This window comes from Marinobacter sp. CHS3-4 (assembly GCF_030053415.1).
Taxonomy (GTDB): Bacteria; Pseudomonadota; Gammaproteobacteria; order Pseudomonadales; family Oleiphilaceae; genus Marinobacter.
Window position 1 is genome coordinate 921,487 of sequence record NZ_JASGBJ010000001.1, and the last position, 25,670, is coordinate 947,156.

At 55.9% G+C, this 25,670-nt stretch carries 25 protein-coding genes and 1 tRNA gene; 17 read left to right on the forward strand and 9 right to left on the reverse strand.

What is annotated here, in order from left to right; genetic code table 11:
* Window positions 1-203: 203 nt before the first annotated feature.
* The 9 genes from dctP to QLQ17_RS04275 all read left to right on the forward strand — a co-directional run bounded on the left by dctP (window position 204) and on the right by QLQ17_RS04275 (window position 9,064).
* Complete coding sequence (dctP, locus tag QLQ17_RS04235) at window positions 204-1,337, forward strand: TRAP transporter substrate-binding protein DctP (protein ID WP_283208290.1); 1,134 nt, start codon at window positions 204-206, stop codon at window positions 1,335-1,337.
* 99 nt (window positions 1,338-1,436) lie between these two features.
* On the forward strand, window positions 1,437-2,150 hold the full coding sequence (locus QLQ17_RS04240; RefSeq protein ID WP_283208291.1) for a TRAP transporter small permease subunit: 714 nt from the start codon (window positions 1,437-1,439) through the stop codon (window positions 2,148-2,150).
* Window positions 2,147-3,682 carry a TRAP transporter large permease gene (locus QLQ17_RS04245; RefSeq protein WP_283208292.1) on the forward strand — a complete coding sequence of 512 codons (1,536 nt, stop codon included), beginning with the start codon at window positions 2,147-2,149 and terminating at the stop codon, window positions 3,680-3,682. The genes QLQ17_RS04240 and QLQ17_RS04245 overlap by 4 nt, the downstream gene beginning before the upstream one ends.
* Before the next feature lie 19 nt (window positions 3,683-3,701).
* The gene (locus QLQ17_RS04250; RefSeq protein WP_283208293.1) at window positions 3,702-4,127 is read left to right on the forward strand and encodes a GlcG/HbpS family heme-binding protein; all 426 of its coding nucleotides are present in this window, start codon (window positions 3,702-3,704) and stop codon (window positions 4,125-4,127) included.
* Window positions 4,128-4,166: 39 nt separating this feature from the next.
* Window positions 4,167-5,639 carry an FAD-linked oxidase C-terminal domain-containing protein gene (locus QLQ17_RS04255; protein ID WP_283208294.1) on the forward strand — a complete coding sequence of 491 codons (1,473 nt, stop codon included), beginning with the start codon at window positions 4,167-4,169 and terminating at the stop codon, window positions 5,637-5,639.
* Entirely contained in the window at window positions 5,632-6,696 is a 1,065-nt protein-coding gene (gene glcE, locus QLQ17_RS04260; protein WP_283208295.1) for a glycolate oxidase subunit GlcE, read from the forward strand. Before QLQ17_RS04255 ends, glcE begins: the two co-directional genes overlap by 8 nt.
* 13 nt (window positions 6,697-6,709) lie before the next feature.
* The gene (glcF, locus tag QLQ17_RS04265; protein ID WP_283208296.1) at window positions 6,710-7,918 is read left to right on the forward strand and encodes a glycolate oxidase subunit GlcF; all 1,209 of its coding nucleotides are present in this window, start codon (window positions 6,710-6,712) and stop codon (window positions 7,916-7,918) included.
* 148 nt (window positions 7,919-8,066) lie between these two features.
* A complete protein-coding gene (locus QLQ17_RS04270; protein WP_283208297.1) occupies window positions 8,067-8,591 on the forward strand; it encodes a hypothetical protein in 525 nt (174 codons plus the stop codon).
* A gap of 38 nt (window positions 8,592-8,629) precedes the next feature.
* Entirely contained in the window at window positions 8,630-9,064 is a 435-nt protein-coding gene (locus QLQ17_RS04275) for a DUF4124 domain-containing protein (RefSeq protein WP_283208298.1), read from the forward strand.
* A 6-nt stretch (window positions 9,065-9,070) separates the two neighbouring features.
* Here QLQ17_RS04275 and QLQ17_RS04280 read toward each other — a convergent pair whose 3' ends face one another.
* From QLQ17_RS04280 to QLQ17_RS04300, 5 genes are all read right to left on the reverse strand, one after another.
* A complete protein-coding gene (locus QLQ17_RS04280; RefSeq protein WP_283208299.1) occupies window positions 9,071-10,039 on the reverse strand; it encodes a calcium/sodium antiporter in 969 nt (322 codons plus the stop codon).
* Window positions 10,040-10,135: 96 nt separating this feature from the next.
* Window positions 10,136-10,211 (reverse strand) — tRNA-Phe (locus QLQ17_RS04285).
* 87 nt (window positions 10,212-10,298) lie between these two features.
* Window positions 10,299-10,571 carry an oxidative damage protection protein gene (locus QLQ17_RS04290; RefSeq protein WP_283208300.1) on the reverse strand — a complete coding sequence of 91 codons (273 nt, stop codon included), beginning with the start codon at window positions 10,569-10,571 and terminating at the stop codon, window positions 10,299-10,301.
* On the reverse strand, window positions 10,568-11,626 hold the full coding sequence (gene mutY, locus QLQ17_RS04295; protein WP_283208301.1) for an A/G-specific adenine glycosylase: 1,059 nt from the start codon (window positions 11,624-11,626) through the stop codon (window positions 10,568-10,570). Before mutY ends, QLQ17_RS04290 begins: the two co-directional genes overlap by 4 nt.
* Window positions 11,626-13,788 carry an AsmA family protein gene (locus tag QLQ17_RS04300; protein ID WP_283208302.1) on the reverse strand — a complete coding sequence of 721 codons (2,163 nt, stop codon included), beginning with the start codon at window positions 13,786-13,788 and terminating at the stop codon, window positions 11,626-11,628. Before QLQ17_RS04300 ends, mutY begins: the two co-directional genes overlap by 1 nt.
* A 160-nt stretch (window positions 13,789-13,948) precedes the next feature.
* On the opposite strand from QLQ17_RS04300, the gene QLQ17_RS04305 reads away from it, so the two are divergent.
* The 5 genes from QLQ17_RS04305 to hisF all read left to right on the forward strand — a co-directional run bounded on the left by QLQ17_RS04305 (window position 13,949) and on the right by hisF (window position 17,330).
* Window positions 13,949-14,410: an SRPBCC family protein gene (locus QLQ17_RS04305; protein ID WP_283208303.1), complete on the forward strand. Its 462-nt coding sequence runs from the start codon at window positions 13,949-13,951 to the stop codon at window positions 14,408-14,410.
* 125 nt (window positions 14,411-14,535) lie between these two features.
* On the forward strand, window positions 14,536-15,129 hold the full coding sequence (gene hisB, locus QLQ17_RS04310; RefSeq protein ID WP_283208304.1) for an imidazoleglycerol-phosphate dehydratase HisB: 594 nt from the start codon (window positions 14,536-14,538) through the stop codon (window positions 15,127-15,129).
* A gap of 43 nt (window positions 15,130-15,172) precedes the next feature.
* Window positions 15,173-15,814, forward strand: a complete 642-nt coding sequence (hisH, locus tag QLQ17_RS04315; protein WP_283208305.1) for an imidazole glycerol phosphate synthase subunit HisH — start codon at window positions 15,173-15,175, stop codon at window positions 15,812-15,814.
* Window positions 15,808-16,554, forward strand: coding sequence for a 1-(5-phosphoribosyl)-5-[(5-phosphoribosylamino)methylideneamino]imidazole-4-carboxamide isomerase (gene hisA, locus QLQ17_RS04320; RefSeq protein WP_283208306.1), 747 nt, complete (start codon window positions 15,808-15,810; stop codon window positions 16,552-16,554). The genes hisH and hisA overlap by 7 nt, the downstream gene beginning before the upstream one ends.
* 2 nt (window positions 16,555-16,556) lie before the next feature.
* Window positions 16,557-17,330, forward strand: a complete 774-nt coding sequence (gene hisF, locus QLQ17_RS04325; RefSeq protein ID WP_283208307.1) for an imidazole glycerol phosphate synthase subunit HisF — start codon at window positions 16,557-16,559, stop codon at window positions 17,328-17,330.
* 10 nt (window positions 17,331-17,340) lie between these two features.
* Here hisF and QLQ17_RS04330 read toward each other — a convergent pair whose 3' ends face one another.
* The 4 genes from QLQ17_RS04330 to gpmI all read right to left on the reverse strand — a co-directional run bounded on the left by QLQ17_RS04330 (window position 17,341) and on the right by gpmI (window position 22,399).
* Window positions 17,341-18,138, reverse strand: coding sequence for a divergent polysaccharide deacetylase family protein (locus QLQ17_RS04330; protein ID WP_502867364.1), 798 nt, complete (start codon window positions 18,136-18,138; stop codon window positions 17,341-17,343).
* Between the two features lie 56 nt (window positions 18,139-18,194).
* Window positions 18,195-19,607 (reverse strand): S41 family peptidase, encoded by a 1,413-nt coding sequence (locus QLQ17_RS04335; RefSeq protein WP_283208308.1) that lies wholly within the window; start codon window positions 19,605-19,607, stop codon window positions 18,195-18,197.
* A 111-nt stretch (window positions 19,608-19,718) separates the two neighbouring features.
* Window positions 19,719-20,855 (reverse strand): murein hydrolase activator EnvC family protein, encoded by a 1,137-nt coding sequence (locus QLQ17_RS04340; protein ID WP_283208309.1) that lies wholly within the window; start codon window positions 20,853-20,855, stop codon window positions 19,719-19,721.
* Entirely contained in the window at window positions 20,852-22,399 is a 1,548-nt protein-coding gene (gene gpmI / locus QLQ17_RS04345) for a 2,3-bisphosphoglycerate-independent phosphoglycerate mutase (RefSeq protein ID WP_283208310.1), read from the reverse strand. Before gpmI ends, QLQ17_RS04340 begins: the two co-directional genes overlap by 4 nt.
* Window positions 22,400-22,544: 145 nt before the next feature.
* Here gpmI and QLQ17_RS04350 point away from each other — a divergent pair, with 145 nt between their 5' ends.
* From QLQ17_RS04350 to QLQ17_RS04360, 3 genes are all read left to right on the forward strand, one after another.
* The gene (locus tag QLQ17_RS04350) at window positions 22,545-22,961 is read left to right on the forward strand and encodes a rhodanese-like domain-containing protein (protein ID WP_283208311.1); all 417 of its coding nucleotides are present in this window, start codon (window positions 22,545-22,547) and stop codon (window positions 22,959-22,961) included.
* 36 nt (window positions 22,962-22,997) lie between these two features.
* Window positions 22,998-23,498, forward strand: coding sequence for a protein-export chaperone SecB (gene secB / locus QLQ17_RS04355; RefSeq protein ID WP_283208312.1), 501 nt, complete (start codon window positions 22,998-23,000; stop codon window positions 23,496-23,498).
* 121 nt (window positions 23,499-23,619) lie between these two features.
* Complete coding sequence (locus tag QLQ17_RS04360; RefSeq protein WP_283208313.1) at window positions 23,620-25,653, forward strand: TonB-dependent receptor plug domain-containing protein; 2,034 nt, start codon at window positions 23,620-23,622, stop codon at window positions 25,651-25,653.
* Window positions 25,654-25,670 lie beyond the last annotated feature (17 nt).

Consider the following 25,670-nt stretch of genomic DNA (forward strand, 5'->3'; position numbering starts at 1 on the left):
TTTTTTAAATACCGGATTCTTTCCCATAGGCTTTTAATATGGTCGATTTCAAGCAATTCGTCTAACGCCATTTGGCAAAACTGGTCTGACCAGTTGGTAATCCTCTGGACTAAATCGGGCTTGCCGACGAATATCAAATTAATGTCGGTAGCAACCGACGTTTACCTGACGCAGATAACAACAAGTTCAACGGAGATGTGTCGATGACAACGAACAATGAGTCACAACAAATGAGGGCCGAGAGCCCCGTCGGAAAATCGGGCCGATTGAAGTCGGTGGCCGTTGCGGCGGCGTTCCTGGGCGCTACACTGCTTGGAGCTGCACAGGCTCAGGCAGCTACCACCTGGAAGATTCAGTCCGTGTGGGATGCTGGCACTGTCGGCTATGACCTGTTCGAGGAATGGGCCAACAGCATCGAAGAAAAATCCAACGGCGAGCTGATCATCAAACCCTATCCCGCCAAGTCTGTTGCAGCGGATAACAACGGTCTTTTCGAGGCAGTGCGCAATGGTGTGCTGCAGGGCATGAACCCTTTTACTCTTTATTGGTCCGGCAAGATTCCGGCCTCGGTATTCCTGTCTTCCTACCCAGCCGGTCCCGACCAGCCTCACCAGTGGGACATCATGTTCTACTCGATGGGCATGCTGGAGAAGACCCGCGAAATTTATAAGAAGTTCGGTCTGTTTTACGTCGGCCCGATCCAGCACGACGCGAACATTATTCACTCCAAGGAGCCGGTCAACAGCCTGGCGGATCTGGAAGGCCTGAAAATGCGTGTGCCCGGTGGCATGGTGGCCGAGGTATTCCAGCAGTTCGGCGTGTCTACCGTCAGCTTGCCTGGCTCGGACATTTTCCCGGCACTTGAGAAAGGCACTATTGACGCGGCGGACTACGTAGGCCCGGCAGTGAACTACGAACTGGGCTTCTCGCAAGTCACCGACTACATCATGTTTGGCCCTCCCGGCGTGATGTCCATCTACCAGCCGGTGGACCTGATGGACCTGACTGTGAACCTGCGGGCCTGGAACGCACTGGATCCAGAATTGCAGCAACTGCTTGAAGACGAAGTGCGGATTTACTCCCAGAAGCACTACCTGACGATTCAGAAGCGCAACATTGAAGCCATGAAGAAGTTCAAAGAAGACGGCTCCAAAGTGACGCGTCTGAGTCAGGAAGACATGGATGAGTTTCGCCGGGCTGCGATTCCGATCTGGTTCAACTGGGCGAGCAAGAACGAAGATGCCCGGGAAATCCTGGATATCCAGATCGAATACATGATGAACGAAACCGTGGGTTATCTGAGCGAGGATGACCTGAAAGGTATCGAAGGCATGTAAGCCTCATAAAACCATAACAAAACTGATCACGGGGAAGGGCAGGGAGTGCGCCAGCGGGGCATTCCTCCTTCCCCGATCTGTGATTAAGGTGACAACAACATGTCTGATCTGAGTCAGTTTGGCTTTGTGCTGCCCCATTGGTTCTATTGGGGGTGGCTGGCGGTAATGCCGCTGATCATGATTGCCCTGGATCGCTGGCTTTCCCGCAGAGGTTCGGGGGCTGTCGACAAAAACGCCGAAGCCAATGAGAAGCTTCAGGAAATTGAAGCTGAGATGAAAAAGGCCGTCGATTACAGCGACGCGAGTAACTGGTTTACCAAATCAATTGACTGGATTAGCGATAAATCCGGTGTGTTCATTTCCTTCTGGACGGTTAACGCCGTGGTCTTTTACTTCTTCGAAGTGGTCATGCGTTACGTGTTCAACCAGCCCACCATCTGGGTCCATGAAGCCAGTTTCCTTCTGTTTGGCATGCAATATCTGATGGCCGGTGCCTTCGCACTGCTGCACGGCGCCCATGTTCGGGTCGACGTGGTTTACAACTTCCTGCCGGAACGTGGACGGGTAGGCATGGATATATTCACATCCATGTTTTTCTTCATGTTTGCAATTGCGTTGATGATTACCTCCTGGACCTTCCTGGAGAACTCCTACTCGATGGATGAAAGAACCGTTGAAACCTGGGGCATTCAATACTGGCCTGTGAAGGGCGTGATGCTGTTGGGTTCAGCACTTTTGTTCCTGGCAGGCTTGTCCAAGCTGCTTAAGGACATCGTTATATTCATCAAACTCGGCCGGGAGCAACACGCATGAGCACCGAATCTGTGACCAACCAGGGCAATCCCCTGATCGGCAAGCTCGGCACCTGGCTGATGATTATTGCCACGGTGGCTCTTGCCTTCGTGATGTTGGTGGAAGTCATCAACATTCTGTTTTATGACCCGTGGAGTGACGAGAAATTTCTGTTCAAGCTCTCGGGCACTCTGTCGGATGTAAAAATTGGGCCGCTAACCTACATCATGTTCGGCTCGCTGGCGGTGTTGCTGATGATGGGCTTGCCGCTGGCCTTCGTAACTGGCGGTCTTGGCGTCATGTTCATCTATCTGGTGGGCGACTCGTTGATGCTGAACATCATCCCTAGCCGCATCTTCCCGATGATGACCAACTCCGACCTCGCGGCGATTCCGCTGTTTATCTTCATGGCGTCCATGCTTGAACGGGCAGGGCTAATCGAAGAGATGTTCAACGTCGTCTACAAGTGGATGGGCGGTCTTGGCGGTGGTTTGGCCATTGCCACCATTCTGGCGTCTACCATTCTGGCAGCCATGGTGGGCGTCATCGGCGCCGCTGTGGTAACTATGGGTATTATTGCCCTGCCGGCGATGCTCAAACGGGGCTACGACCAGAAGATTGCGCTTGGCTCAATTATGGCGGGTGGCACACTCGGGATACTGATTCCGCCCTCGATTCTGGCCATCCTTTACGCGGTAGTAGCGCAACAATCGGTTGGTGAGCTGTATCTGGGTTCCGTTATTCCGGGGCTGATTCTGTCGAGCCTTTACGTGCTGTATGTGGGTATCCGCTCCTGGATTAACCCTAAGCTGGGCCCGCCGGTGCCGGAAGAAGAACGGATTAGCCTGAAAGAAAAGCTGCTTTTGCTGAAAGACCTGATTGCACCGTTGGTGCTGGTATTTCTGGTGCTCGGTCTTTTGTTCGGCGGTGTTGCCACGCCGGTAGAGGCGGCGGGTATTGGCTCCTTTGGCGCCATTCTGGTGGCCATGAAACACAAGGTGTTTACCATCGCGACCCTGCGTGATGCGTCAGTGACCACAGCGAAGGCGTCTGCCATGGTGTTGTGGATCATGTTCGGCGCTTCGGTGTTCGTCGGCTTCTACATACTCCAGGGCGGTCAGGACTTCATTACCGAAACCATTCTTGGCATTGGTCTGTCTCCCTACATGGTGCTTTTGCTGCTGATGGTACTTCTGGTGGTGCTCGGTATGTTTCTGGACTGGGTCGGTATTCTGCTATTGGCAGTGCCTATCTTTATCCCCATCGTTGAGGCATTGGAGTTTCCTGGCCTGTTCGGCCTGCCGGGCGTTGAAGGGAAAGATGTCGTGCTCTGGTTCGGGGTGTTGTACCTGGTGAATATGCAGATGTCGTTCCTCAGTCCGCCGTTTGGCTACGCCCTGTTTTATATCCGGGGTGTATGCCCGCCAGACATCACCATGGGCACGATTTTCAAATCGTCGCTGGTGTTCCTGGCGATTCAGGCATTCGGGCTCTTTATATGTGTGGCGGTGCCGTCTGCCATTACCTGGTTACCTAATCTTGTTTACGGTTAAAAAACTCAAGGAGTAGACCATGTTATCGATCAACCGACTGGAATTGGCCGAAGCCCGTGTTCTGATTGAAGGCGCGGCAGAAAAAGCCCGCGAAATTGGCGTGCCAATGTGTATCGCCATTGTGGACGAGTCCGGCAACCTGATTGCTTTTGAGCGCATGGATGGCGGCAAGATTACGTCCGTTACCATTGCTCAGGACAAGGCCTTCACGGCCGCAGCGGCGAAAAAGGCGACTCACGATTACAACGCGGTGAACGTGCCGGGCAAGCTGGCATTTGGTATTCACACTGAAGTGGGTGGCCGCATCAGCTCGGTGGGTGGCGGTTTGCCGGTCATCGTGAACGGCGAAGTGGTTGGTGGTATCGGTATCAGCTCCGGCACACCGCAGCAAGATATGGATTGCGCGCAGGCCGGGCTGGATTATTTCGAAAACCAAAGCGGTTAGTTGCTGTCACAGTCAAGACGTTTTTCATCAGAGGTTGAGATGACCACCAAACCCACCATCAGCAAATCGGCGTTGGCTGAAAAATTCCGGGCCTTTGTGGACCCGGCGTTTGTCATCACCGATAACGAGACCATGAAGCCCTACGAGTGTGATGGCATGTCGATGTATTGCGAGATGCCCATGCTGGTTGTGCTTCCGGAGACGCCGGCCCAGGTTCAGCGAATCATGCGCCTGTGCAACGAACACAACGTGCCTGTGGTGGCTCGCGGTGCCGGTACCGGGCTAAGCGCCGGTGCCATGCCGCACAAGGAAGGCGTGGTGCTGTCGCTGGCCAAGTTCAATCGCATCCTGGAGGTGGATCCGCTGGCCCGCACGGCCCGGTTGCAGCCGGGGGTTCGCAATCTGGCCATCAGCGATGAGGTATCGAAGCATGGTCTGTACTACGGCCCTGATCCCTCTTCCCAGATTGCCTGCACCATCGGCGGCAACGTGGCCGAGAATTCCGGCGGTGTTCATTGCCTGAAATACGGGCTGACGGTCCACAACATTCTGAGCGTTGAGATGATCACCGCTGAGGGCGACCGGGTGACCGTAGGAAACGACGCGCTCGACGCCTGCGGCATGGATCTGTTGGCATTGATGACCGGGTCTGAAGGGTTGTTGGGCATCATCACCGAGGTCAAGGTGAAGTTGCTGCCGAAACCTGAAATCGCCCAGGTGGTGATGGCGGGTTTCGACAGCGTGCAGAAAGCCGGTGATGCGGTGGGTGGCATTATTTCCCATGGCATTATTCCGGGCGGCCTGGAAATGATGGACGGCCACGCCATTATCGCCGCTGACGATTTCGCTCAGGCGGGTTATCCCCGTGAGGCAAAGGCCCTGTTGTTGTGTGAAGTGGATGGTACCGAAGAGGAAGTTCACGAGCACATTGAACAGGCCGAGGCGCTGTTCAAAAAGCTGGGTGCCACATCGGTGAAAACGTCCCAGAGCGAGGAAGAAAGGGCGCTGCTATGGAAAGGCCGCAAGTCGGCATTTCCTGCGGTGGGGCGTATCTCGCCAGATTACTATTGCATGGACGGCACCATCCCGCGCCGTCATCTTGCTCATGTGCTGCTGGAAATGGAAAAGATGTCTGAAGAGTTCGGCCTGCGCGTGGCGAATGTTTTCCACGCGGGGGACGGTAACCTGCATCCGCTGATTCTGTTCGACGCCAATGTGCCCGGTGAATTTGAACGCACCGAGGCCTTCGGCGGAAGCATTCTCAACCTTTGCGTTGAAGTGGGTGGGTGCATCACCGGCGAACACGGCGTTGGTGTGGAAAAGATTCGTCAGATGGCGATTCAGTTCAACGATGAAGAGCTGCAGCAGTTCCATGACGTGAAAAGTGCGTTCGATCCAAAAGGCATTCTGAATCCGGGCAAAGGGGTGCCGGCCCTGCGCTTCTGTCAGGAGTATCGTTCGCTGGAACATAAACAACACAAACACGAGACGGTGGAAGCAGCCCATGGCTGATATTTCTAAAAAGCTGAGGGAGCAAATACTGGACGCCCGCGGAAAGGGTCAGAAGCTGAATGTGGTCGGCGGCGGCACCAAACAGTTCATGGGCCGTGAGTCGGACAGCCATGCCGAACCCCTGGAACTCAAAAAGCACACGGGAATCGTGGAATACCACCCGGTTGAGCTGATTATGACCGTGCGCGCAGGCACCACCATTGCCGAGATCCAAAACGCACTGGATGAACATGGCCAGTGCCTGCATTTCGAGCCGCCAGTCTTTGGCAAAGGTTCAACCATTGGCGGCACTCTTGCGTGTAATCTCTCCGGGCCAGCGCGGCCCTGGTCTGGCTCTGTGCGGGACCAGGTGTTGGGCATTCGATTACTGAACGGCAAGGGTGAGCACTTGCGGTTCGGTGGTCAGGTGATGAAGAACGTAGCGGGCTACGATACGTCCCGCCTGCAGGCCGGGGCCATGGGCACACTCGGTGCGATCACCGAAATCAGCCTGAAGGTCATGCCCAAACCGGCGATGACCATGACGCTGGTGGAGGAAATGCCCCAGAGTGATGTTATCCGTTACATGAACCAGAGAGCGGGTGAACCCAAGCCCATCACCGGAGCCGCGTGGGTAAATGGCAAAGTCTATCTTCGCCTGTCTGGTGCAAAGTCGGCGGTGGAAGCCACGGCGAAAAAGTGGTCTGGCGAAGTTCTGGAAAACGGCGACGACTTCTGGCAGCAGCTCCAGCACCTGACTCATGACTTCTTCAAAGGCGACGAACCGCTGTGGCGATTCTCCGTGGGTTCAACCGCGCCAGATCTGGCTCTGGACGGCCCCCAACTGATCGACTGGGCGGGATCTCAGCGCTGGTTCCGTGGTGTAGCAGACAGCGCGAGACTGGAATCCATTGCGAAAAAAGCGGGCGGGCAAGTCAGCATGTTCCGGGGTGGCGACCGCACCGACGAGGTTATGCACCATCAGCCCCAGGCATTGCAGGCCATACAGCAGCGGCTGAAAGAGTCGTTTGATCCTGATGGCCTATTCAACCCCGGACGCTTGTACAGCTGGCTTTAACGACAGGAAAACCATGCAAACCAATCTAGTTCAACAATTTGCCAATACCGCCGAAGGTCAGGAAGCTGAGTCCATTTTGCGGGCCTGCGTTCATTGCGGCTTCTGTACGGCGACCTGTCCGACCTATCAGGAATTGAACGACGAGCGGGACGGGCCGCGGGGCCGCATCTACCTGATGAAAATGTTCCTCGAAGGTGAGGAAGTGACTGAGAAGTCCCGTGAACATCTGGACCGCTGCCTGACCTGCCGCAGTTGCGAAACCACCTGCCCGTCCGGCGTTCAGTACGGCCGCCTGGTGGACATCAGCCGCAACTTCATGGAAAAAGAAATGCCGCGGCCACCGCAGCAACGGATTGTTCGCTGGGCACTGGGCCGCGTGATTCCTAACCGCCAGTTGTTTGGGTTTCTGTTAAGAATTGGCCAGTTCTTCAAGCCAATTCTGCCTGGTGCGCTGGGGCAGAAAGTGCCGCCCAGGAAGCAGGCCAGCCCCTGGCCCGCATCCAGTCATGATCGCGTTGTTCTGGCGCTGGCGGGTTGCGCACAACCATCTGCAACGCCTAACACCAACGCGGCCGCTGCGCGGGTCATGGACAAGCTGGGCATAACCATGGTGGAAGCGCCTGAAGCGGGCTGTTGTGGCGCCGTTAATCACCATCTTTCGGAACATGAAGTGGCTCTGAACGCCATGCGACGCAACATCGACGCCTGGTGGCCCGCCATTGAAAACGGTGCGGAAGCGATTGTGATGACGGCTTCCGGCTGCGGTGCCATGGTTCAGGACTACGGCCATCTGCTGAAAGACGACCCGGCCTATGCAGAGAAGGCGCAGAAGGTCAGTGACCTGTGTACAGATCTCGGCGCGTTCCTGCTCAAAGAAGATCTGGAAAAACTGAAGGTCTCTTCCAGCCAGGGCAAGGTCGCCTTTCATTGTCCCTGCACACTGCAACACGCCATGAAACAGACCGGTGTTGTTGATCAGGTGCTGCGTAAAGCGGGTATTGATCTTGCCGAAACCAAAGATAAGCACCTGTGCTGTGGCTCTGCCGGTACCTACTCCATTCTTCAGCCTGAGCTGAGCCAGCGTTTGCTGCACAATAAGCTGGAAGCGCTCACCATCGACCAGCCTGATCGCATCGCAACGGCCAACATCGGCTGCCAGATGCATCTGGAGACCAAATCAAAGGTACCCGTCCAGCACTGGATCGAGCTTCTGGACAACTGATCCTGCCTTTTTACCCGCCACTCCTGCGACTGGCTCCCTGAATTCCATACGAAAAAATGGAGTTTAGGTGAGCCAGGTCCATGAATTCCGGTTTTTAATCCGATAGGCTACGCCCAACACCACTATCTGGAAAAGGAGTTCGCAAACAATGGCAGGCATCTTTAAACAAGCAGGGCGTCGTTTTCTCCCTGTATTTGCGGGGATTGGTTTCATTGCGCTGGTTCTGCAGGGATGTGCAGGCGGAGCGATTACAGGGTCTGTATACGCGGTCTCGGGCGCTGCGGCCACTGCGCTGCATCAGAAGCGTCAGCAATTCCGTGAGAACCTGTACAACGACTACAACAACTACCAGACGCTCTTCCGTTCGTCTGGCTGCCAACCTTCCCAGTACGAAATCAGCCCCAAGATCATCCAGTACCTGGAGAACAGCGCGCCGACAGAGGACGGCTACGCCGAGGCTCAGGACATACTACTGGAAGTCTACAACGACTCAACGGTGTCGCAGGATGTGCGAGCGCACGCACTTTATCTGGCCGCACTGACGGAAGCCGAAAAAGAGGGCGGCAAGCGCTCGCAGGCCAGGGAATATCTGAAACGCGTAAAAAGCGAATTCCCCGGCACTCATGATTGCGCAGTGGAAACACTCCTGGAGAAGGGCAGTCTGATTTACTGAGTCTGATTTTTTCATGCAAAACCACAGGGAGTGGAACTATGCCAGGACGGCATCTTGTATTTCTGTGCCTGACAGTGATGGTGCAAACGGCTGGCGCCGAAATGTATACCTGGACGGACAGCCTGGGCACCATCCATTATTCCGATACCCCACCAACGGCTCACGACTATCAGCCAGTGTCGCTTGGCCGCTCATCGACAGTGCCCATGTCCTCCAACATCGAGGTCGGCAAAAAGGTTGGCGCTATTCATCGGCAGATCGAAAAAGCGATGGAACAAGACCCGCCTTCTGTACCTACGGGTAGAGCAGTGCGATCCGCTGTCGACCAGAAACAATGCGACAAGCTCCGGGAACAACTGAACAGAATCCAGCAACAATTGCGTGCCGGCTATTCCAACGACCGGGGCAACAGCCTTCGGCGACAGCGCCGAAAGCTGAGCCAGCGTCATTCAAGGGACTGTATGCTGGGGTAATACCGATCAGGATAAACTGGTGGTAATCAGGTAGAGCGTGTAAGCCACGAAAGCGGTCATTAACAGACCGCCCTCGACCCGATTAATCCGCCCTGCTGACCGGAATCCGTAGCCGAACACGAACAGTGACAGGGTGAGTAGAGTCATTACTGCAATGTCCCGCGAAAGAATCTCCGGAGCGACGGCCATCGGGCTGATCGCGCCGGCAATGCCCACCACGGCCAGTGTATTAAACAGATTCGATCCCAGAATATTGCCCAGAGCGATGTCGTGCTCGCCTTTGCGCGCGGCAATGACCGACGATGCCAGTTCCGGAAGCGATGTACCCACAGCCACGATGGTCAGGCCGATGATCAAATCACTGACACCGAGCCCCTGAGCGATGTCGATGGCGCCCCACACCAGAACTCGAGAGCTGATGATCAACAGCAACAGCCCGGCCAGCAACCACATGACGGCTCGGCGCAAGGGCATTGCAAGGCCTGCCATCTCTGCAGAGATCTCTTCAGCCAAAGAATCTGACTTCTGGGTCATACCCTGCCAGATAGACCAGGCCAGAAGCGCTGCGAATACCGCTAATAGCCCAACTGCATCCAGCCGGGACAGGTTGCCGTCCCAGAGTTGCCAAGTGGCAAATGCCGTCACAGCGACGAGTATTGGCAACTCCTTGCGCATGATCTGGGAGTGAACGGCGATTGGGCTGATCAGTGCGGTGACGCCCAGAATCAAGGCAATATTGGTGATGTTCGAGCCATAGGCGTTGCCAAGCGCCAGCCCCGGATTTCCCTGGGTAGCCGCGAGTGCCGATACCACCATTTCAGGTGCTGATGTGCCGAAGCCAACCACCACCATGCCAATAAGCAGGGGCGGCATACCAAAGTGTTCTGCTGTGGCAGCAGAGCCTTCAACAAATTTGCCTGCACTCCAAACCAGAAGAGCCAGACCAAGAACGATGGCAATCAAAGATAGCAACATGGGGGCATCCTGACAGAAGGTAGATTAATTACAACGCCAACTGGAAAGCTGCCCACAAAAAAGCCCGCACGAAGCGGGCTTTTTCTAAAATTCGGATGGTGCCCGGAGGCGGAATCGAACCACCGACACGGGGATTTTCAATCCCCTGCTCTACCAACTGAGCTATCCGGGCGTGTCGCAGTCTGTGCTGCAACGGGGCGCTATTAAACCGGTTTAGGGGTTTTGAGTCAAGGCTGCGCGGGAAAAAATTCCTGCGTTTTTATTGCTCTGGCGGTACGTAGCCTTCGGCCTTGTCGAAGGGCTCGTTATTGAAGAACCGCTCCATCTGCGCCTGCAGGTATTTACGGTTGTTCGGGTCCATTAGGCTCAGGTGTTTTTCATTGATCAGCATGGTTTGCTGGGCCTGCCACTCTTCCCAGGCTTTCTTGCTGACGTTTTCGTACAGGTCTTCGCCTTTCTTGCCGGGCATGGGTGGAAAATCCAGCCCTTCCAGTTCTTCCTGATATTTCCGACAGAATACGGTGCGGCTCATGTTGGCTCCTGCGAGCGGTTTAAGAGTGTGCGGATCGGTGCGGGCAGGCCCAGGGTAAGGGCCTTATCCCGATGGATCCATTGTTGGTCGCCATTGTCTGCAACACGGGTGGCATTGGCAACATTAAGCCGGGCGGGTTGGATGTGCAGGTGGTAGTGGCTGAAGGTATGCCGGAAGCCCTCAACCAGGTCAGGCTGCCCGCAGTCGAACCCGAAGGCCTGTTCGCAGGCGTCTTGCAACTCTTCTGGCCCGTACGCAGGGTCCAGCTCTGGCAGGCTCCACAGGCCGCCCCAGATTCCGCTGGACGGCCTTCGTTCCAGCAATATCTCGCCGTTTTTATTCTCCAGTATTACCATCCAGGTGGTTTTTTCTGGTTTGGTCTTCTTGGGTTTGGAGCCGGGGTATAGGTGCTGTTCGTTGTTTGCGTTCGCTTCACAGTCTGCGCGAAGTGGGCAATAAGGGCAGTCTGGCTTGGTGCGGGTACATACCATGGCGCCCAGATCCATGATGGCCTGGGTGTAGTCGCGGATTCGCTGGTCTGGCGTGTGTTGCTCGGCGCATTCCCACAGGCGGTTCAGCACGCTGGTTTTGCCGGGCCAGCCGGGCACGGCGTGGTAACGGGCCAATACCCGTTTGACGTTGCCGTCCAGGATGGTGGCCTTTTGCTGGAAGGCCTGGGCGAGGATCGCTGCGGCCGTTGAGCGACCGATGCCAGTCAGGGATTCAAGCTGGGCCTGGTCGGCGGGAAATTTGCCACCATGCTCTTCCATGACCTGTTTGGCAGCGCGGTGCAGATTTCGGGCGCGGGCGTAGTAGCCCAAACCGGACCAGTGGCTGAGCACATCATCCACCGGTGCGTTTGCCAAGGCCTCTACATCCGGAAAGCGTTCCATGAACGCCTGGAAGTAGGGGATGACGGTGGTCACCTGCGTCTGTTGCAGCATGATCTCCGACACCCACACCCGATAGGCATTGCGGTCATGGTGCCAGGGCAGGTCGTGCCTGCCGTTCTGGTCGTACCATGCCAGTAACCGGTCGGCGACGGCCTCTGTCATCAGTTGAACAGGCCTTTCAGTTTGTCGCCGAGTTCTTCTTTCAGCTTCTCCTCGGCTTTTTCTTTGGCCTTTTCTTTCGCGCGGTCTACTTCTTCTGTGGCTTTCTGTTTCACGGCATTTTTCGCAATGGTTTTCAGGGTGTCCTGGAACCGTGACCCATCAAACGAGCAAAGGCCTGCCGGATCTTCGGCAAAGTTGCCGCGGCACTCCACCGGAATGATCACGTTGCGCACAGTGTCGGTGACGCGGCAGGCTTCATCGCGATGAATTTCGCCCACAATGCGAAGGCCTGCTTCGTAATCCATTTCGGACGCTGCCAGGTCGACAGTGCCTTTGCCCTCAAGCTGCATGCCAGCAAGCGCTGCAATCAGGTCCGTGTTGTTGATGGTATTGCCGTTAATTTTCAGGGTGCCGCTCATGTCATTGAACGGTGTGCTGGTGCCCCAGTCGTCGGTGCCCAGTTGATCCTGGTTAACCAATGCGATGCCCTGGCAGGCCATGCGGGTGAGGTTAATTTTGGTGAACTCACCTTCGGCAAGCTTGAATCCAATATCGCCCTTGGCGTTATTGCGCAGGGCGGATATGCGGTTGCCGGTCGTTTTTACGTCCAGATTGAGGTTGGCGGCGCCGGACAGCATTTGAACTTCGGCAAGATCCGTGAGCAACGGTAAGGTCTCCACGCTGTCGACCTTCGAACCGATGACCCAGCTTGGGTTGTCAGAGCGTGCGTCCAGGGTTACCTGTGCGTTAAAGCCACCTTCATAAAGCTTGCCACTGAAATCTTCTACCTTCAGCAGGCCATTTTTGGCGGTTATCACGGAGTTGATGTCTTGAATCGTGAGATTACTGACGATCAGCTCGCCAAGCCCAAGCTTGATGTCCAATGCCAGTGAACGCAGGGTCTCCAGTGGCAGTAGATCGCTCTCAGCAGTGGATGCTGGTTCGGCAGGCGCGCTTTCCGACGCGGACTCTTCGCTGGCTGGCGGCAGGTAGCGGTCCACGTTAATGGCATCGCCTTTCAGGTTCAGCTGAATGCCACTGTTGGCCAGGGCATATGACGCACCGCCACTAAAGGTGGTGTCGTCCAGGGATAGGGTCAGGTCGCTCAGGGCAATGGTGCCCGGTGAGCCGCCAATGGAAGTAGAAAAGGCGACCGCGGACAGAACGTCTGAGTCGGTGGTTTCGATCGCAGGCTGGCCCAGTGACGACAGCAGTGACTTCGGTGAAAACTCCGCAATGCTCAGATTACCCGTCAACTGTGGTTTGGCCCCAAAACCCACCACGTTCAGGTCAGTGTTCAGGGTCAGGTCGGCCAGGGTTGCGGTGAAGTCAGACAGGGTAGCCGTTTCGCTTTCCAGATTGGCGGCCAGGGAACCAGACAGAGACGCGCTGACAGATTCTCCGCCAAGAGGTTCACCAGCCATGTCAAAACTGGCGTCCAGGTCTGCCACGGTAAAGTCGTTCAGAGCTTCATTGGCAGTTAGCTTGGCGCTGATGCTGCCTTCCAGCTCAAACTGCGGCTGGTTCGTGGCAAAGCGGAAACTCAGTTCCAGCGGGAAGCTGGAACCAAGGGTGATTTCGCGGGCGGTCAGCGTCACGCCTTCCAGTGTTACGGATTGCCCGGTGCTCTTGTCATCGTAGTGGACTCTGGCGTTGCTGATTTCGATCTGGTCAACGTTAAAGTTAAGGGGAGTGCCGCCGGACGAAGCTTCGGCTGGCGCTTCTTCTTCACTGGCAGCAGCGGGTTCTGGCGCGGTGTCTGCTGTCTGCTGGCCTTCAGGCATAATGCGAGTCCAGTTGCCTTCGCCTTGCTCATTGACGGAAAGGTTGGCGTCCAGTCCGTTTAGCAGAAAGGTATTCACCCTTGGCGACATGGCAATCAGTGACCAGAAGTCGACTTCGGCCACCAGCTGATCCAGACGAACCAGCCGCTCGTTGTCCAGCGTTGCTTCAACGTCATTCAGTTCAAGGCCCAGTGGAATGAATGACCAGCCAATGTCCCCACCGAGGATCAGATCCAGGTTGGTGCTGGATTCCACGGCGTCTTCAATTTGTGGCTTGTAGGTGTTGGGGTCAATCACTGCCACGGCGACGGCGACGGCGGCGATGGCCAGAACGATCAGACCAATGATGGTTAAAGCAATGTAGCGAACAGCTTTCATGGTACCGGCATCCTTCCTTTATGCGTGTCCGCCGGACGGCGAGACATGGTTCAAGGATAACTCAGAGGTCACAAAATTAAAGCGTGCGAGTATGACAATACGGTAGTGATAAGCCAGAATAGCCGTCAGACAATGAAACAATGATAAGAGGGATCACACTGTGGCAATAACCGTTTCTATCGAGCTGAACCGCGAAATTGAATTACCTGCCGGTTACGATGAGGCTTTTGAGCTTCTGGCAGACGTTCCCAAGTCGGTCAGCCATTTTCCCAAGGTCCACAAGCTCGAGGACATGGGCAACAACACCTACCGTTGGGTGATGGAAAAAGTGGGCGTCGACAAACACGCCATTCAGACAGAGTACGCCTGCAAATATTTTCCGGACAAGGAAAAGGGCAAGATCACCTGGGAACCCGTCAAAGGCGAGGGTAACGGTGTGGTTAGCGGCTACTGGACCCTGAAAGCCAAGGGCGATAACGCCACAGAGGTGAAATTTCACACCAGCGCAGACTTGACCGTGCAGCTGCCAAGTTTTCTCAAGCTTGCGATCAGCCCTGTCATCAAGCACGAGTTCAATAGCCTGGTTGATACTTACATGAACAACCTGAAAAAGGCGTTCTGATCAGGCCTATCGTAGCGATTGAGGCCATTGCGGGACGCGAGGATTGTTAACAGGTATAATGCGCGCTTTAAGTTTGACGGCATTTGCCAATTGATGGCTTTGCCAACTGCTAACTGGGAGTCCCCATGGCCGAACGCAAGGCTCGGGTAGAGAGAAATACCCTCGAAACACAAATTACCGTCGAGATCGATCTGGACGGTACCGGCAAGTCCACCTTTGATACGGGCGTGCCGTTCCTCGAGCACATGATGGATCAGATTGCCCGCCACGGTCTGGTGGATCTGAACATCGTCGCAAAGGGCGACCTGCACATTGATGACCACCACACGGTGGAAGACATCGGCATCACCCTGGGCCAGGCCTTTAAACAGGCTGTTGGCAACAAGGAAGGCATCCGCCGCTACGGCCACGCCTATGTGCCGCTGGACGAGGCGCTGTCGCGCGTGGTGATTGATCTGTCTGGCCGCCCTGGCCTGATGATGGATGTGCCCTATACCCGTGGTGCTGTCGGTGGTTTTGACGTGGATCTGTTTGAAGAATTCTTCCACGGCTTCGTGAATCACTCCATGGTGACCCTGCACATCGACAATCTGAAGGGTAAGAACACCCACCACCAGATTGAAACCGTGTTCAAAGCGTTTGGCCGCGCCCTGCGTATGGCCATCGAAATGGACGAGCGAATGGCGGGTATCACGCCGTCAACCAAGGGCTCTTTGTAAGATAGCCTCGCTATAACGGTCACCGAAGGACACTGTCAAAATCATGAAAACCGTTGCCATTATCGACTACGGCATGGGTAATCTTCACTCTGCCAAAAAAGCGGTAGAGCACGTCGCCCCGGACACCACCGTACTGGTTACCGACAACGCTGCACGCATTCGAGAGGCGGATCGAGTGATCCTGCCCGGCGTGGGCGCCATTCGTGACTGCATGGCTGAAATGCAAAAGCAGGGCGTGGATCAGCTGGTCCGCGAAGTGTCTCAGGATCGCCCGTTTCTGGGTATCTGCGTGGGCATGCAGGCGTTGATGTCCCGCAGTGAGGAAAACGGCGGCGTCGACGGCATTAACCTGTTTTCGTCTGAAGTGCGTTTTTTCGGGGACGACCTGACCGAGGACGGAGAGCGTCTGAAAGTGCCCCACATGGGTTGGAACCAAGTTTTTCAGACCCAGGATCATCCGCTCTGGCAGGGCATCCCTGACGGTGACCGCTTTTACTTCGTTCACAGTTATTTTGCCGAAGCTGAGGGCAACGCCGATATGGCGGGCCGCACCCACTACGGCGTGGATGTGGCGGCTGCGGTGGCCAGAAACAATATTTTTGCTGTGCAGTTCCACCCGGAAAAAAGCGCCCGGGCAGGATTGCAGTTATTGAAGAATTTTACGAACTGGACTGGAACATGCTGATTATCCCCGCCATTGATCTGAAAGACGGTAAATGCGTTCGCCTGCGCCAGGGTCGCATGGACGACTCGACCGAGTATGGTGACGATCCTGTTGAGATGGCGACTCGGTGGGTGGAGGCCGGTGCTCGCCGCCTGCATCTGGTTGACCTGAATGGGGCCTTTGCCGGTGAGCCGGTAAACGGTGAGATTGTTCAGGCGATTGCCCGCAAATATCCGGACCTTCCGATACAGATTGGCGGCGGCATCCGTTCTGCAGAAACCATCGAAGCCTATCTGAAGGCTGGCGTTCAATGGGTCATTATCGGCACCAAGGCGGTGAAAGAGCCGGACTTTGTAACCGACATGTGCAAGCGGTTTCCCGGCCACATCATCGTTGGGCTCGATGCCAAAGACGGACGCGTGGCCACCGATGGCTGGGCGGAAGTATCCGAAGTGATGGCAACCGATCTGGCCAAACGGTTCGCGAATGATGGTGTGGACGCCATCGTCTATACCGACATCAGCCGCGACGGCATGATGCAGGGTGTCAATATTGAAGCGACGGCCGCCCTGGCCCGGGAAGGCGGCATTCCGGTGATCGCGTCTGGCGGTGTCACCAACATGGACGATTTCAAGCAGTTGGCGACGGTGGCCGATCAGGGTGTGATGGGTGCCATTACCGGCCGCGCCATCTACGAAGGCACGCTGGACGTTAGCGAAGCCCAGGCGTTCTGCGATTCACTCGAATCGGGTGGGAGCTGATCATGGCACTGGCGAAGCGCATCATTCCTTGCCTGGACGTCGACAAAGGCCGCGTGGTTAAAGGCGTAAACTTTGTCGATATCCGTGACGCCGGTGACCCGGTGGAAGTGGCCCGCAAGTACAATGAGCAGGGCGCTGACGAAATTACCTTCCTGGACATCACTGCCAGTCACGAAAGCCGTGACACCACCTACGAAACCGTTGAACGTATGGCCAGCGAGGTGTTCATTCCGCTGACTGTTGGCGGCGGCGTTCGCACGGTAGACGATATCCGCAAGCTGCTGAACGCAGGGGCAGACAAGGTGTCAATCAACACCGCTGCGGTATTCAATCCCGAATTCGTACGCGAAGCCGCCGAGCGTTTTGGCAGTCAGTGTATTGTGGTGGCGATTGATGCCAAGCAGGTGAGTGGCGAAGGTGAAACGCCACGGTGGGAAATTTTTACCCATGGTGGTCGCAAACCGACCGGCCTGGATGCCGTGGAATGGGCTCGCAAGATGACGGAACTCGGTGCCGGTGAATTACTGTTGACCAGCATGGATCGGGACGGCACCAAAGTCGGTTTTGATCTGGGCCTGACCCGTGCCATCAGCGATGCGGTGTCTGTACCGGTGATTGCTTCGGGCGGTGTCGGCGAACTTCAGCATCTGGCGGATGGCGTCACTGAAGGCAGAGCAGATGCCGTGCTTGCGGCCTCCATTTTCCATTTCGGACAGCACACGATTCCGGAAGCCAAGGCATTTATGGCGGATCAGGGTATCGAAATGCGCCTTTGAGTCCAGAGCTTTATTCCGTCTCTGGTTTTTGAGCCATAAACTGATCGATTGGTTGGCGGTCCCCTGTGAACATTGGCCGGTTGTCATTGCGCATGGCCCAGACACCGCTAACCGTTGCAATGGCCACGCCCTGTGCATCCAGTAACGGCAGGTGCTTTTCGAGGTAGTCCACGGTGACCTTGTGTGGGTGACCAATACCGATAGCACTGCCGTTTTCCTTTGCTCTTTTGATCAGCAATTGGAACTGTTTGTGCACGTATTCCTCGGATTGTTCGTGATCGAGAAATACGTCCCGTGTGAGGGTTGGAATGCGGTAAGCTGCGGCGACATCGCCGGCAACGGATGATGCAATGGTTCGGCTGTCCACAAAGTACACCGGGTAGTGATTCAGCTCTGCCATCACCCAGTCCATAGGTTCAAGACGCTGGGTCAGCAGGCTTCCCATGTGATTGTTCACGCCCTGCACGTGGGGAATAGAGCGAAGCGCTCTTCGCAAAGTCTGGGCGATTTCGGCACGACCCATTTCCTGGCTCAGGCCGCCCGGGCCCAGATCAAACATACGGGTGTTCGCCATGGGCGCGTGAAGCATGATTTCCTTTTGCCGCTTGTGGGCTTTTTTCGCCAGGTCCACGGTGTGGCGCCGGTAAGGAAGGAATGCCAGTGTCAGTGGCTGATCCATGGCAATCAGGCGCTCACCCTCGAACTTGTTGTGCCCCATGTCATCGATGATGATGGCAATGGTCGGGGGGAGGTGCCGCTGGTTGGCCTGGTCTGTCTCAGCATCGGCTGCCAATGTGGGCGAGGCCAGCAGCAGGCTCGCCGCCCAGACGGACAGCCAGACGGATAGAAAGAGGCGAAGCTTCCTCAATCCCCGGCTCCTTCTTTCTCGCTGTGATCGGCCATGTCCCGTTTATTGAGAATGTGCAGGCCTTTCAGAAGATTCAGCGCAGAGCGCAGCTGGAAATCCCGATCGGCAGGAGAGGTCGAAGACTTGGCCTGTTTCTCTGACGATTTGTCTTCGTCTTCGTTCTGGCCTTCAAGGTGTCCGCTAAGATCTGCTTCGGTGAAGAAAGGCTGGCTGTCCAGTTCGGTCAGCTCCGCCGGTTTTACTTCGATGTCCGGACGAATGCCTTTGGCCTGAATCGAGCGGCCGTCCGGCGTGTAATAACGGGCGGTGGTCATCTTGATGGCGTGGGTCTCATCCAGCGGAATAACCGTCTGGACGCTGCCTTTACCGAAGGACTGGGTACCCATGATGACCGCACGTTCATGATCCTGAAGTGCGCCTGCCATGATTTCAGAGGCCGAGGCAGAACCGCCGTTGATCAACACCACAATGGGCGTGTCAGGCATGATTTCACCGGCCTTGGCATTGAAGCGAAGGCGAGAGCTCTGGATTCGGCCCTCTGTGTAAACAATGAGGCCTTCGTTCAGCAGTGCGTCAGACGCTTCAACGGCGGCTTGAAGAATGCCGCCCGGGTTGTTTCTGAGGTCGATGACCAGTCCGTCCAGGGCCTGGCCGTGTTCTTTTTCCAGCTCTTTCAGGGCGTCAGTGAACTGCGTGCCGCTGTCTGCCTGGAACTGGGTGATGCGCACGTAACCGTAGCCGTTCTCGATCATCCGTTTCTTGATGCTGGTGACCTTGATGATGTCACGCTCGACGTCGATTTCGATGGGCGCTGATCGGCCTTCGCGCATGATCGTCAGAGTCAGGATTGTGCCTGGCTTGCCGCGCATGAGTTTCACGGCTTCTTCAAGCGACATGCCTTTCACCGGCTGATCGCCCAGTTTGATGATCAGATCACCGGCCTGAACTCCGGCCTTCTGTGCAGGGGTGTCGTCGATGGGAGAGATGACTTTTACAAAGCCGTCTTCCATGCCCACTTCAATGCCCAGACCGCCGAATTCGCCAGAGGTACTTTCTTCCAGCTTTTCATAGTCTTTCGGGGCCAGATAGGTGGAGTGAGGGTCGAGATCGGAAAGCATGCCCTTGATGGCGCTTTCCAACAACTGTTGGTCGTCAACTTCCTCGACGTAAGCATCCTTAATGCGCCCGAAGACTTCGGCGAATTTGCGCAGATCTTCCAGGGGCAGCTGTTTTTCCGGATCGGGTAGTTTGATGTTGACGGATTCGCCAGCCTCGATGCCTTCCAGCAGATGCTGAGCGTCTTCTTCTGCCTGCTGGCCAAGAGCCAGGCCGGGTAAGGTGGTCAGGCAGGTGGCAAAAGCAAGCGCGCGAAAGATTACGGAGTGCTGGTTACTTCTGGACCGTCTCATTCACATGTCCTGTGTTATTCCGGTGGCTGGTTCGTTCCCATGCAATGCCCCACAGTATGGCGTTATCAGGCTGATTTGTCAGCCTTTCGGGCGGTGTCGGGTCGCATGGCATTAGCGATTAATAAGCCAACCCTCGGGGTTGACCGGCTTACCGTCGTGGCGGATCTCGAAATACACGGCCGGGTCTTCGGTGCCGCCCGTCCGACCGGCCTGGGCAATGGGTTCGCCGGCTTCAATCCAGTCACCGGGGCTGGTGAACAAGCTGCTGCTGTGGCCATACAGGGTCATAAAGCCATCGCCGTGATCGAGAATGGTCATCAGCCCGAAGCCGCGCAGCCAGTTGGCAAATACTACGCGGCCATAATGAACCGCCTTGATGTCGGCGGCTTCATCGGTGTTGATCAGTGTGCCGCTGCGACGAAGTTTGCCGTCGGCATAGGGGGCGCCATAGGTGCTGACAATGGTTCCGCTGGCGGGCCAGGGAAGTTTGCTTCTCAATGACTTGAAGGGTGCAGACTCATTGGGCGAAGGGATATTGGCAATGGCTTGCTCCACTTCCTTGAGCAGTTTCTCCAGTCGTTGGCGGTCGGCTTCCAGTTGTTCCCGTTCATCCAGGCGATCGGTGATCTCAGCTTTCAAGGAGGCCAGGGTTTGCTGTCTCTGGTTTTTGCTGGCGGTAAGCTTCTGGCGCCGGTCGGCTACGTCTTGCTCTAGCCTTGCCAGCCTGGCTTTCCCCGCCTGCAGTTCCTGGCGAGTGGTTTTCAGCTGTTTGAGGTTGGCCGAAAACGCTTCAAGCCTGTCGACCGTATCCCGGCTGAGATACTCGTAATAGGTCATCGTGCGGGCAATTTTGTCCGGATCAATCTCGTTCAGCAGGACCTTGACGGCGGGAGCGTCGCCTTCCATCCAGGCAGCACGAATCTGCTTTTTCAGGCTGTCCCGTTGGCTGTCCAGGGTGCGCACCAGCTCTCGTTCTTTCTGGTCCAGTTGGGCCAGACGCGCCTGTTGCTGGCTTGCCTGTATTCGCAGTTCCCGGCGTTCGCGTGTCAGGCGGCTAATTTGCCTTTCCAGATCGGCAAGCTGACGCTCAAGAGATGAGCGATCCTCTTCGGCTTCATCCAGCCACTCGTCGATTTCAGAGATATCTTCCTGAAGCGCTTTTATCTGGCCAGGGGTGACCTGTTGCTCTGCCAGCGCTGGCGTGGCGACCAAACACAGTGCCAGCGCCAGCAACGGGAAGCGAATCAACCGATGCGTACCAGGCTGTGCCCGGTCATCTCGGCAGGTTGCTCCATGCCCATGAGGGCAAGCAGGCTCGGGGCGACGTCGCTCAGGGCGCCGTCATCAATCAGGGATACCTGGCGTGGGCCAACATAGATAAGAGGCACCGGCCCGATGGTATGGGCCGTATGAACCTGCCCGGAGTTGGGGTCGGTCATCTGTTCGCAGTTGCCGTGGTCGGCCGTGATCAGGCCTTCGCCACCCACTTCCTCAAGCGCCTGTGCGATACGGGCGACGCACTGGTCAATGCACTCGGCAGCCTTTATGGCCGCGTCGAGCTTGCCGGTGTGGCCAACCATATCGCCATTGGCGTAGTTACACACCACCAGGTCGTACTTGCCGCTTTTGATGGCGTCGCAGAGTTTGTCGGTGACTTCCGGTGCGCTCATTTCCGGTTGCAGGTCATAGGTGGCTACTCTTGGCGAGGGCACCAGAATGCGCTCTTCGCCCTCAAACGGCGTTTCCAGCCCGCCATTAAAAAAGAAGGTTACGTGCGCATACTTTTCAGTTTCGGCAATGCGCAGTTGGGTTTTGCCCTGATTGGAGGCATATTCGCCAAGCCCGTTAACGAGCTGCTCGGGCGGGTAAGCACAGGTGGTTTTGATATCAGCTGCGTATTCGGTAAGCATGACGAAATCCGCCAGCTCCGGGTGTTTGCGACGCTCAAAACCATCGAAATCTTTTTCCACGAAGCAGCGCGTCATTTCGCGAGCACGGTCGGCGCGGAAGTTCATGAAAATGACGCTGTCGCCGTCTTTGATGGAGGCGTCCGAATCGTTGGTGTCCATGATGCGGGTGGCTTTCACGAATTCGTCGTTTTCGCCACGCTCATAGGCGTTGTCGAGTGCGCTGATTGGGTCCTTGGCCGTGAATTCTGCCTCGCCAAGCGTCATGGCGTTATACGCCTGCTCTACACGATCCCAACGGTTATCCCGGTCCATGGCGAAGTAGCGGCCCACAATGGTTGCGACCCGGCCAACGCCCAGACTCTTGAGTTTGGCGGCGGCTTTTTCCAGTGAAGGCTTGGCGCTGCGTGGCGGCATGTCGCGGCCGTCGAGGAAGGCGTGAATAAACACCTGTTTTGCACCCCGTTGAGCGGCCATTTCGGCAGCGGCCAGAATGTGATCTTCATGGCTGTGAACCCCGCCCGGTGACAGCAAGCCCATCAGGTGAACCGCGCGGTCTGCGCTGACGGCTTTGTCTATGGCGCCACACAGAGCTTTATTTTCTGTGAAGGTGCCGTCTTCCAGGTCTTTGTCGATGCGGGTCAGGCTTTGATAAACAATTCTGCCTGCACCGAGATTCATGTGACCCACTTCGGAATTACCCATCTGGCCTTCCGGCAGGCCAACGTATTTGCCTGACGTGTTGATCAGCGTTCGTGGGTTGTCCTGCCAGAGCTTGTCCCAGCACGGGGTGTTGGCGGAGCTGATTGCGTTGTCTTCCGCCGGGTCACGGTGGCCCCAGCCATCGAGAATAATCAGTGCAGTCGGCTTTCGCTTGGCAGTCATCACTCAGTCCATCATTGAATCGGTAAAGTTGTTAAAGCAGGCGCAATTCTAAACCTATTCGACTGCTGCGGCCAGTTGGGTCACCTTCTGTCACTGACCAAGGGTGTGTATAATCCGGCTCCTAACTTTGCAGCAAGGTGGTTTCATGGAACGGGTGTTCGAATTCGCGGTTAATCACTACATTCTGGTGTCTCTGTTTGTGGCGCTGTTGATTGCGCTGATCGTTCTGGAGTCTCGCCGTGGTGGTCAGAAGATATCTGCGCAAGCTGCGGTCAGCCTGATTAACCGGGATGAAGCCATTGTTGTGGATATCCGGGACCGCAAAGACTTCAACGAGGGCCGCATCACCGGCGCTATCAATATTCCGCTGAACAGCTTGAAGAGCCGGGCATCCGAGCTGAAAAAGCACGAGGACAAGCAGATCATCGTGGCGGACAAGATGGGGCAGCATTCGGCAATGGCTGTGAAGCAATTGAAAGAGGAAGGCTTTGCCAACGTAGTCCGTCTGAATGGCGGTGTTGCCGACTGGAGAGGCAGCAATCTGCCTTTGGTTAAAAAATAATCTTAAGACGCGTATTCAATCAAGAAGGGAATGAGCATGGCTGAAAATGATCAGGCCGCAGCAGGCAACGAAAACCAGAACCAGCCGCAGTTCGCACTGCAGCGTATTTATCTGAAGGACCTTTCGTTCGAATCTCCGAACTCGCCGGTCGTGTTTCAGGACCAGTGGAAGCCACAGGTTAACCTGGATCTGAATACCTCCCACACCAAGCTGGGTGACGAGGGTCAGTACGAAGTGGTTTTGTCTTTGACCGTCACAGCCAAGATTGATGACAAAACGGCTTATCTGGTGGAGATCCAGCAGGCTGGTGTGTTCATGATCAAAAACGTGGAAGGCCAGCAATTGGGCCACATGCTTGGCGCCTACTGCCCGAACATTCTGTTCCCCTACGCCCGTGAGGCAATTGATGGGGTGGTTAACAAAGGCAGCTTCCCGTCACTGATGCTGGCGCCAGTGAACTTCGATGCCATTTACGCCCAGGCGTTGAAGCGCAAGCAGGAAGAGGCTGCTGGCAGCGAAGAAAAGCAGACCCACTGATTGCGATCAGCAGGGAACGACTAAAACCGGCTTCGGCCGGTTTTTTTGTGTCTATAGGAAATTCCTGGCTGCGCCATTGACTTAAATTATAAAACAAACGAGAATCATTCGCATTAAAGTTATGACCTATGGTTTGATTATGCGTGTGCTCTCGAAATCGCTGGTGCTTTGCAGTGTGCCGGCCAGCCTGTTGTTTTCTTCTGCCGTCCTCCCGCAGACACAACCTGTTGAAGTCGATGGAACCCGGTATCTGGACGAACTGGTTGTCACGGGGACTCGTTCAGAGCGGCGACTGTTGGACACTCCGGTTCGCACAGAGGTTGTCACCGCTAAAGAAATAGAGAAAACCCATGCCCGCAACCTGAAGGAAGCGTTGGTGAATGTGCCGGGCCTTCAGCTGAGAGCGATTCACGGCAAGGCGGGTTTTGAAGTATGGCTGCAGGGTGTCTCGTCTGACCGGGTTCTGGTACTGATCGACGGGCTGCCCATGACGGCAACTACTGGTTCGTCAGTGGATGTCAGTCAGCTGGCGGCACTGGATATCGAGCGGATTGAGGTAGTGAAAGGTGCCACGTCCGCCCAGTACGGCAGTTCCGCTATGGGCGGCGTGGTCAACGTGATTACCCGGCCGCCCCAGCCCGGATTGTCTGGTGAGCTGACCACCGACTCTGGCACCTACCGTGACCAGAATCCCTCCGCCGAAAAGTATGAACCCAGTCGCTACAGTGTTCGGGCCAATGTTCAGGGTGGGAGCGATGCACTCTCAATGCGGTTGTCCGGCTCCCATCAGCATAGCGATGGGGTGGATCCTGAACCTGAAGACTGGGCAATGCCCGGGGATGAGTTTGATCGCAACGACCTCAAACTCAGGGCGGACTGGTTGGCTGCCCAAGGTCACCGCATCCGAGCAAGCCTCAACCGCTTCGAGGAAGAATCTGTTTCGCGTTACGTCGAGCGCAACCCACCGAACTTTGATAACCAGCGAAAAGACGAGACGGTCGAGCGCTCGCGGCTCGTGATGTCAGGCGACCACAAGATCGTGAGTTCGCTCCGTGGCGGATGGTCAGCGGTCTATGAAGTGCTGAACGACGATACCGTCAAGTTCAACGCGAACAGCAGCTTCGATGATCGGAGCGCCGAACACGTCCTTTCGAAAGTATCGGCCAATCTGGAGCAAAACCTGGGTTCCACTCACCTTTTAAAGGGTGGCGTGGATCTGAAAAGAGAATCTCTCAAGCAGATCAAAGACGGCGTGTCTGAGCTTGAGGGTGACGGTAAACAGCAGCGCGAAGGGCAGGATATCTGGGCTCAGGACACCTGGATGCCGACCGACAAGCTAGAGCTTGTACCCGGATTCCGTGTTCAGAATGACTCTGACTTCGGTGCTCACGTTGCGCCGAAAATCAATGCGCGCTATGACCTGGCCCGGTCAAACGGGGTAGCCGGTTTTATCCGCGGCGGCGTTGGTGCCGGTTATCGGGTCCCTAACCTCAAAGAACGTTACTACCGTTTTGATCACAGCGAGCTTGGATACGTTGTTCAGGGTGACGAGGGGCTCAAGCCGGAAGAGTCCGTCAGTTATCAGTTGGGTGGAGGCGTGTCCTGGAACCGTCTGGCCTGGTTGGAAACCAATGCGTTTCTGAATGACATCGACCAGCTTATCCAGACTTACGACACCGGCGTGATCAACAATGGTGTACAGGAATTTCGCTACGAAAACGTGGCCGAAGCCCGCACCTGGGGGCTGGAAACCACCGCGGGCTGGGAAGCTGCTGATCGTTGGCGGATCACCACCGGTTATACCCTGACCTATACGGAAGATCTGGAAACGGGTCGTGAGCTGAATAAGGTACCCCGACATCAGATCGATCTGGGCGTCGACGGGCCATTGTTTGCGCGAGGCCTGAACTGGAGCGTTCGCATTCGCTACCAGAGTGACGAGTTTGTCGATGCCGATCGGGGCACCAGGTCCCCCGGTTATACCACCGCCGATCTGAAGTTGAATTACCGAATGTCCAGCCAAGTGCGGCTATTTGGTGGTGTGGATAACGCTACCGATGTCCAGCGCGATTTTTCCAATGCCAGTGAAGACTTCAGGCCGGTCGCAGGGCGGTTCGCCTATGCCGGGCTGAGTGTGTCTTTTGGTAGCCAGTAACCTGATCCATCGAATGA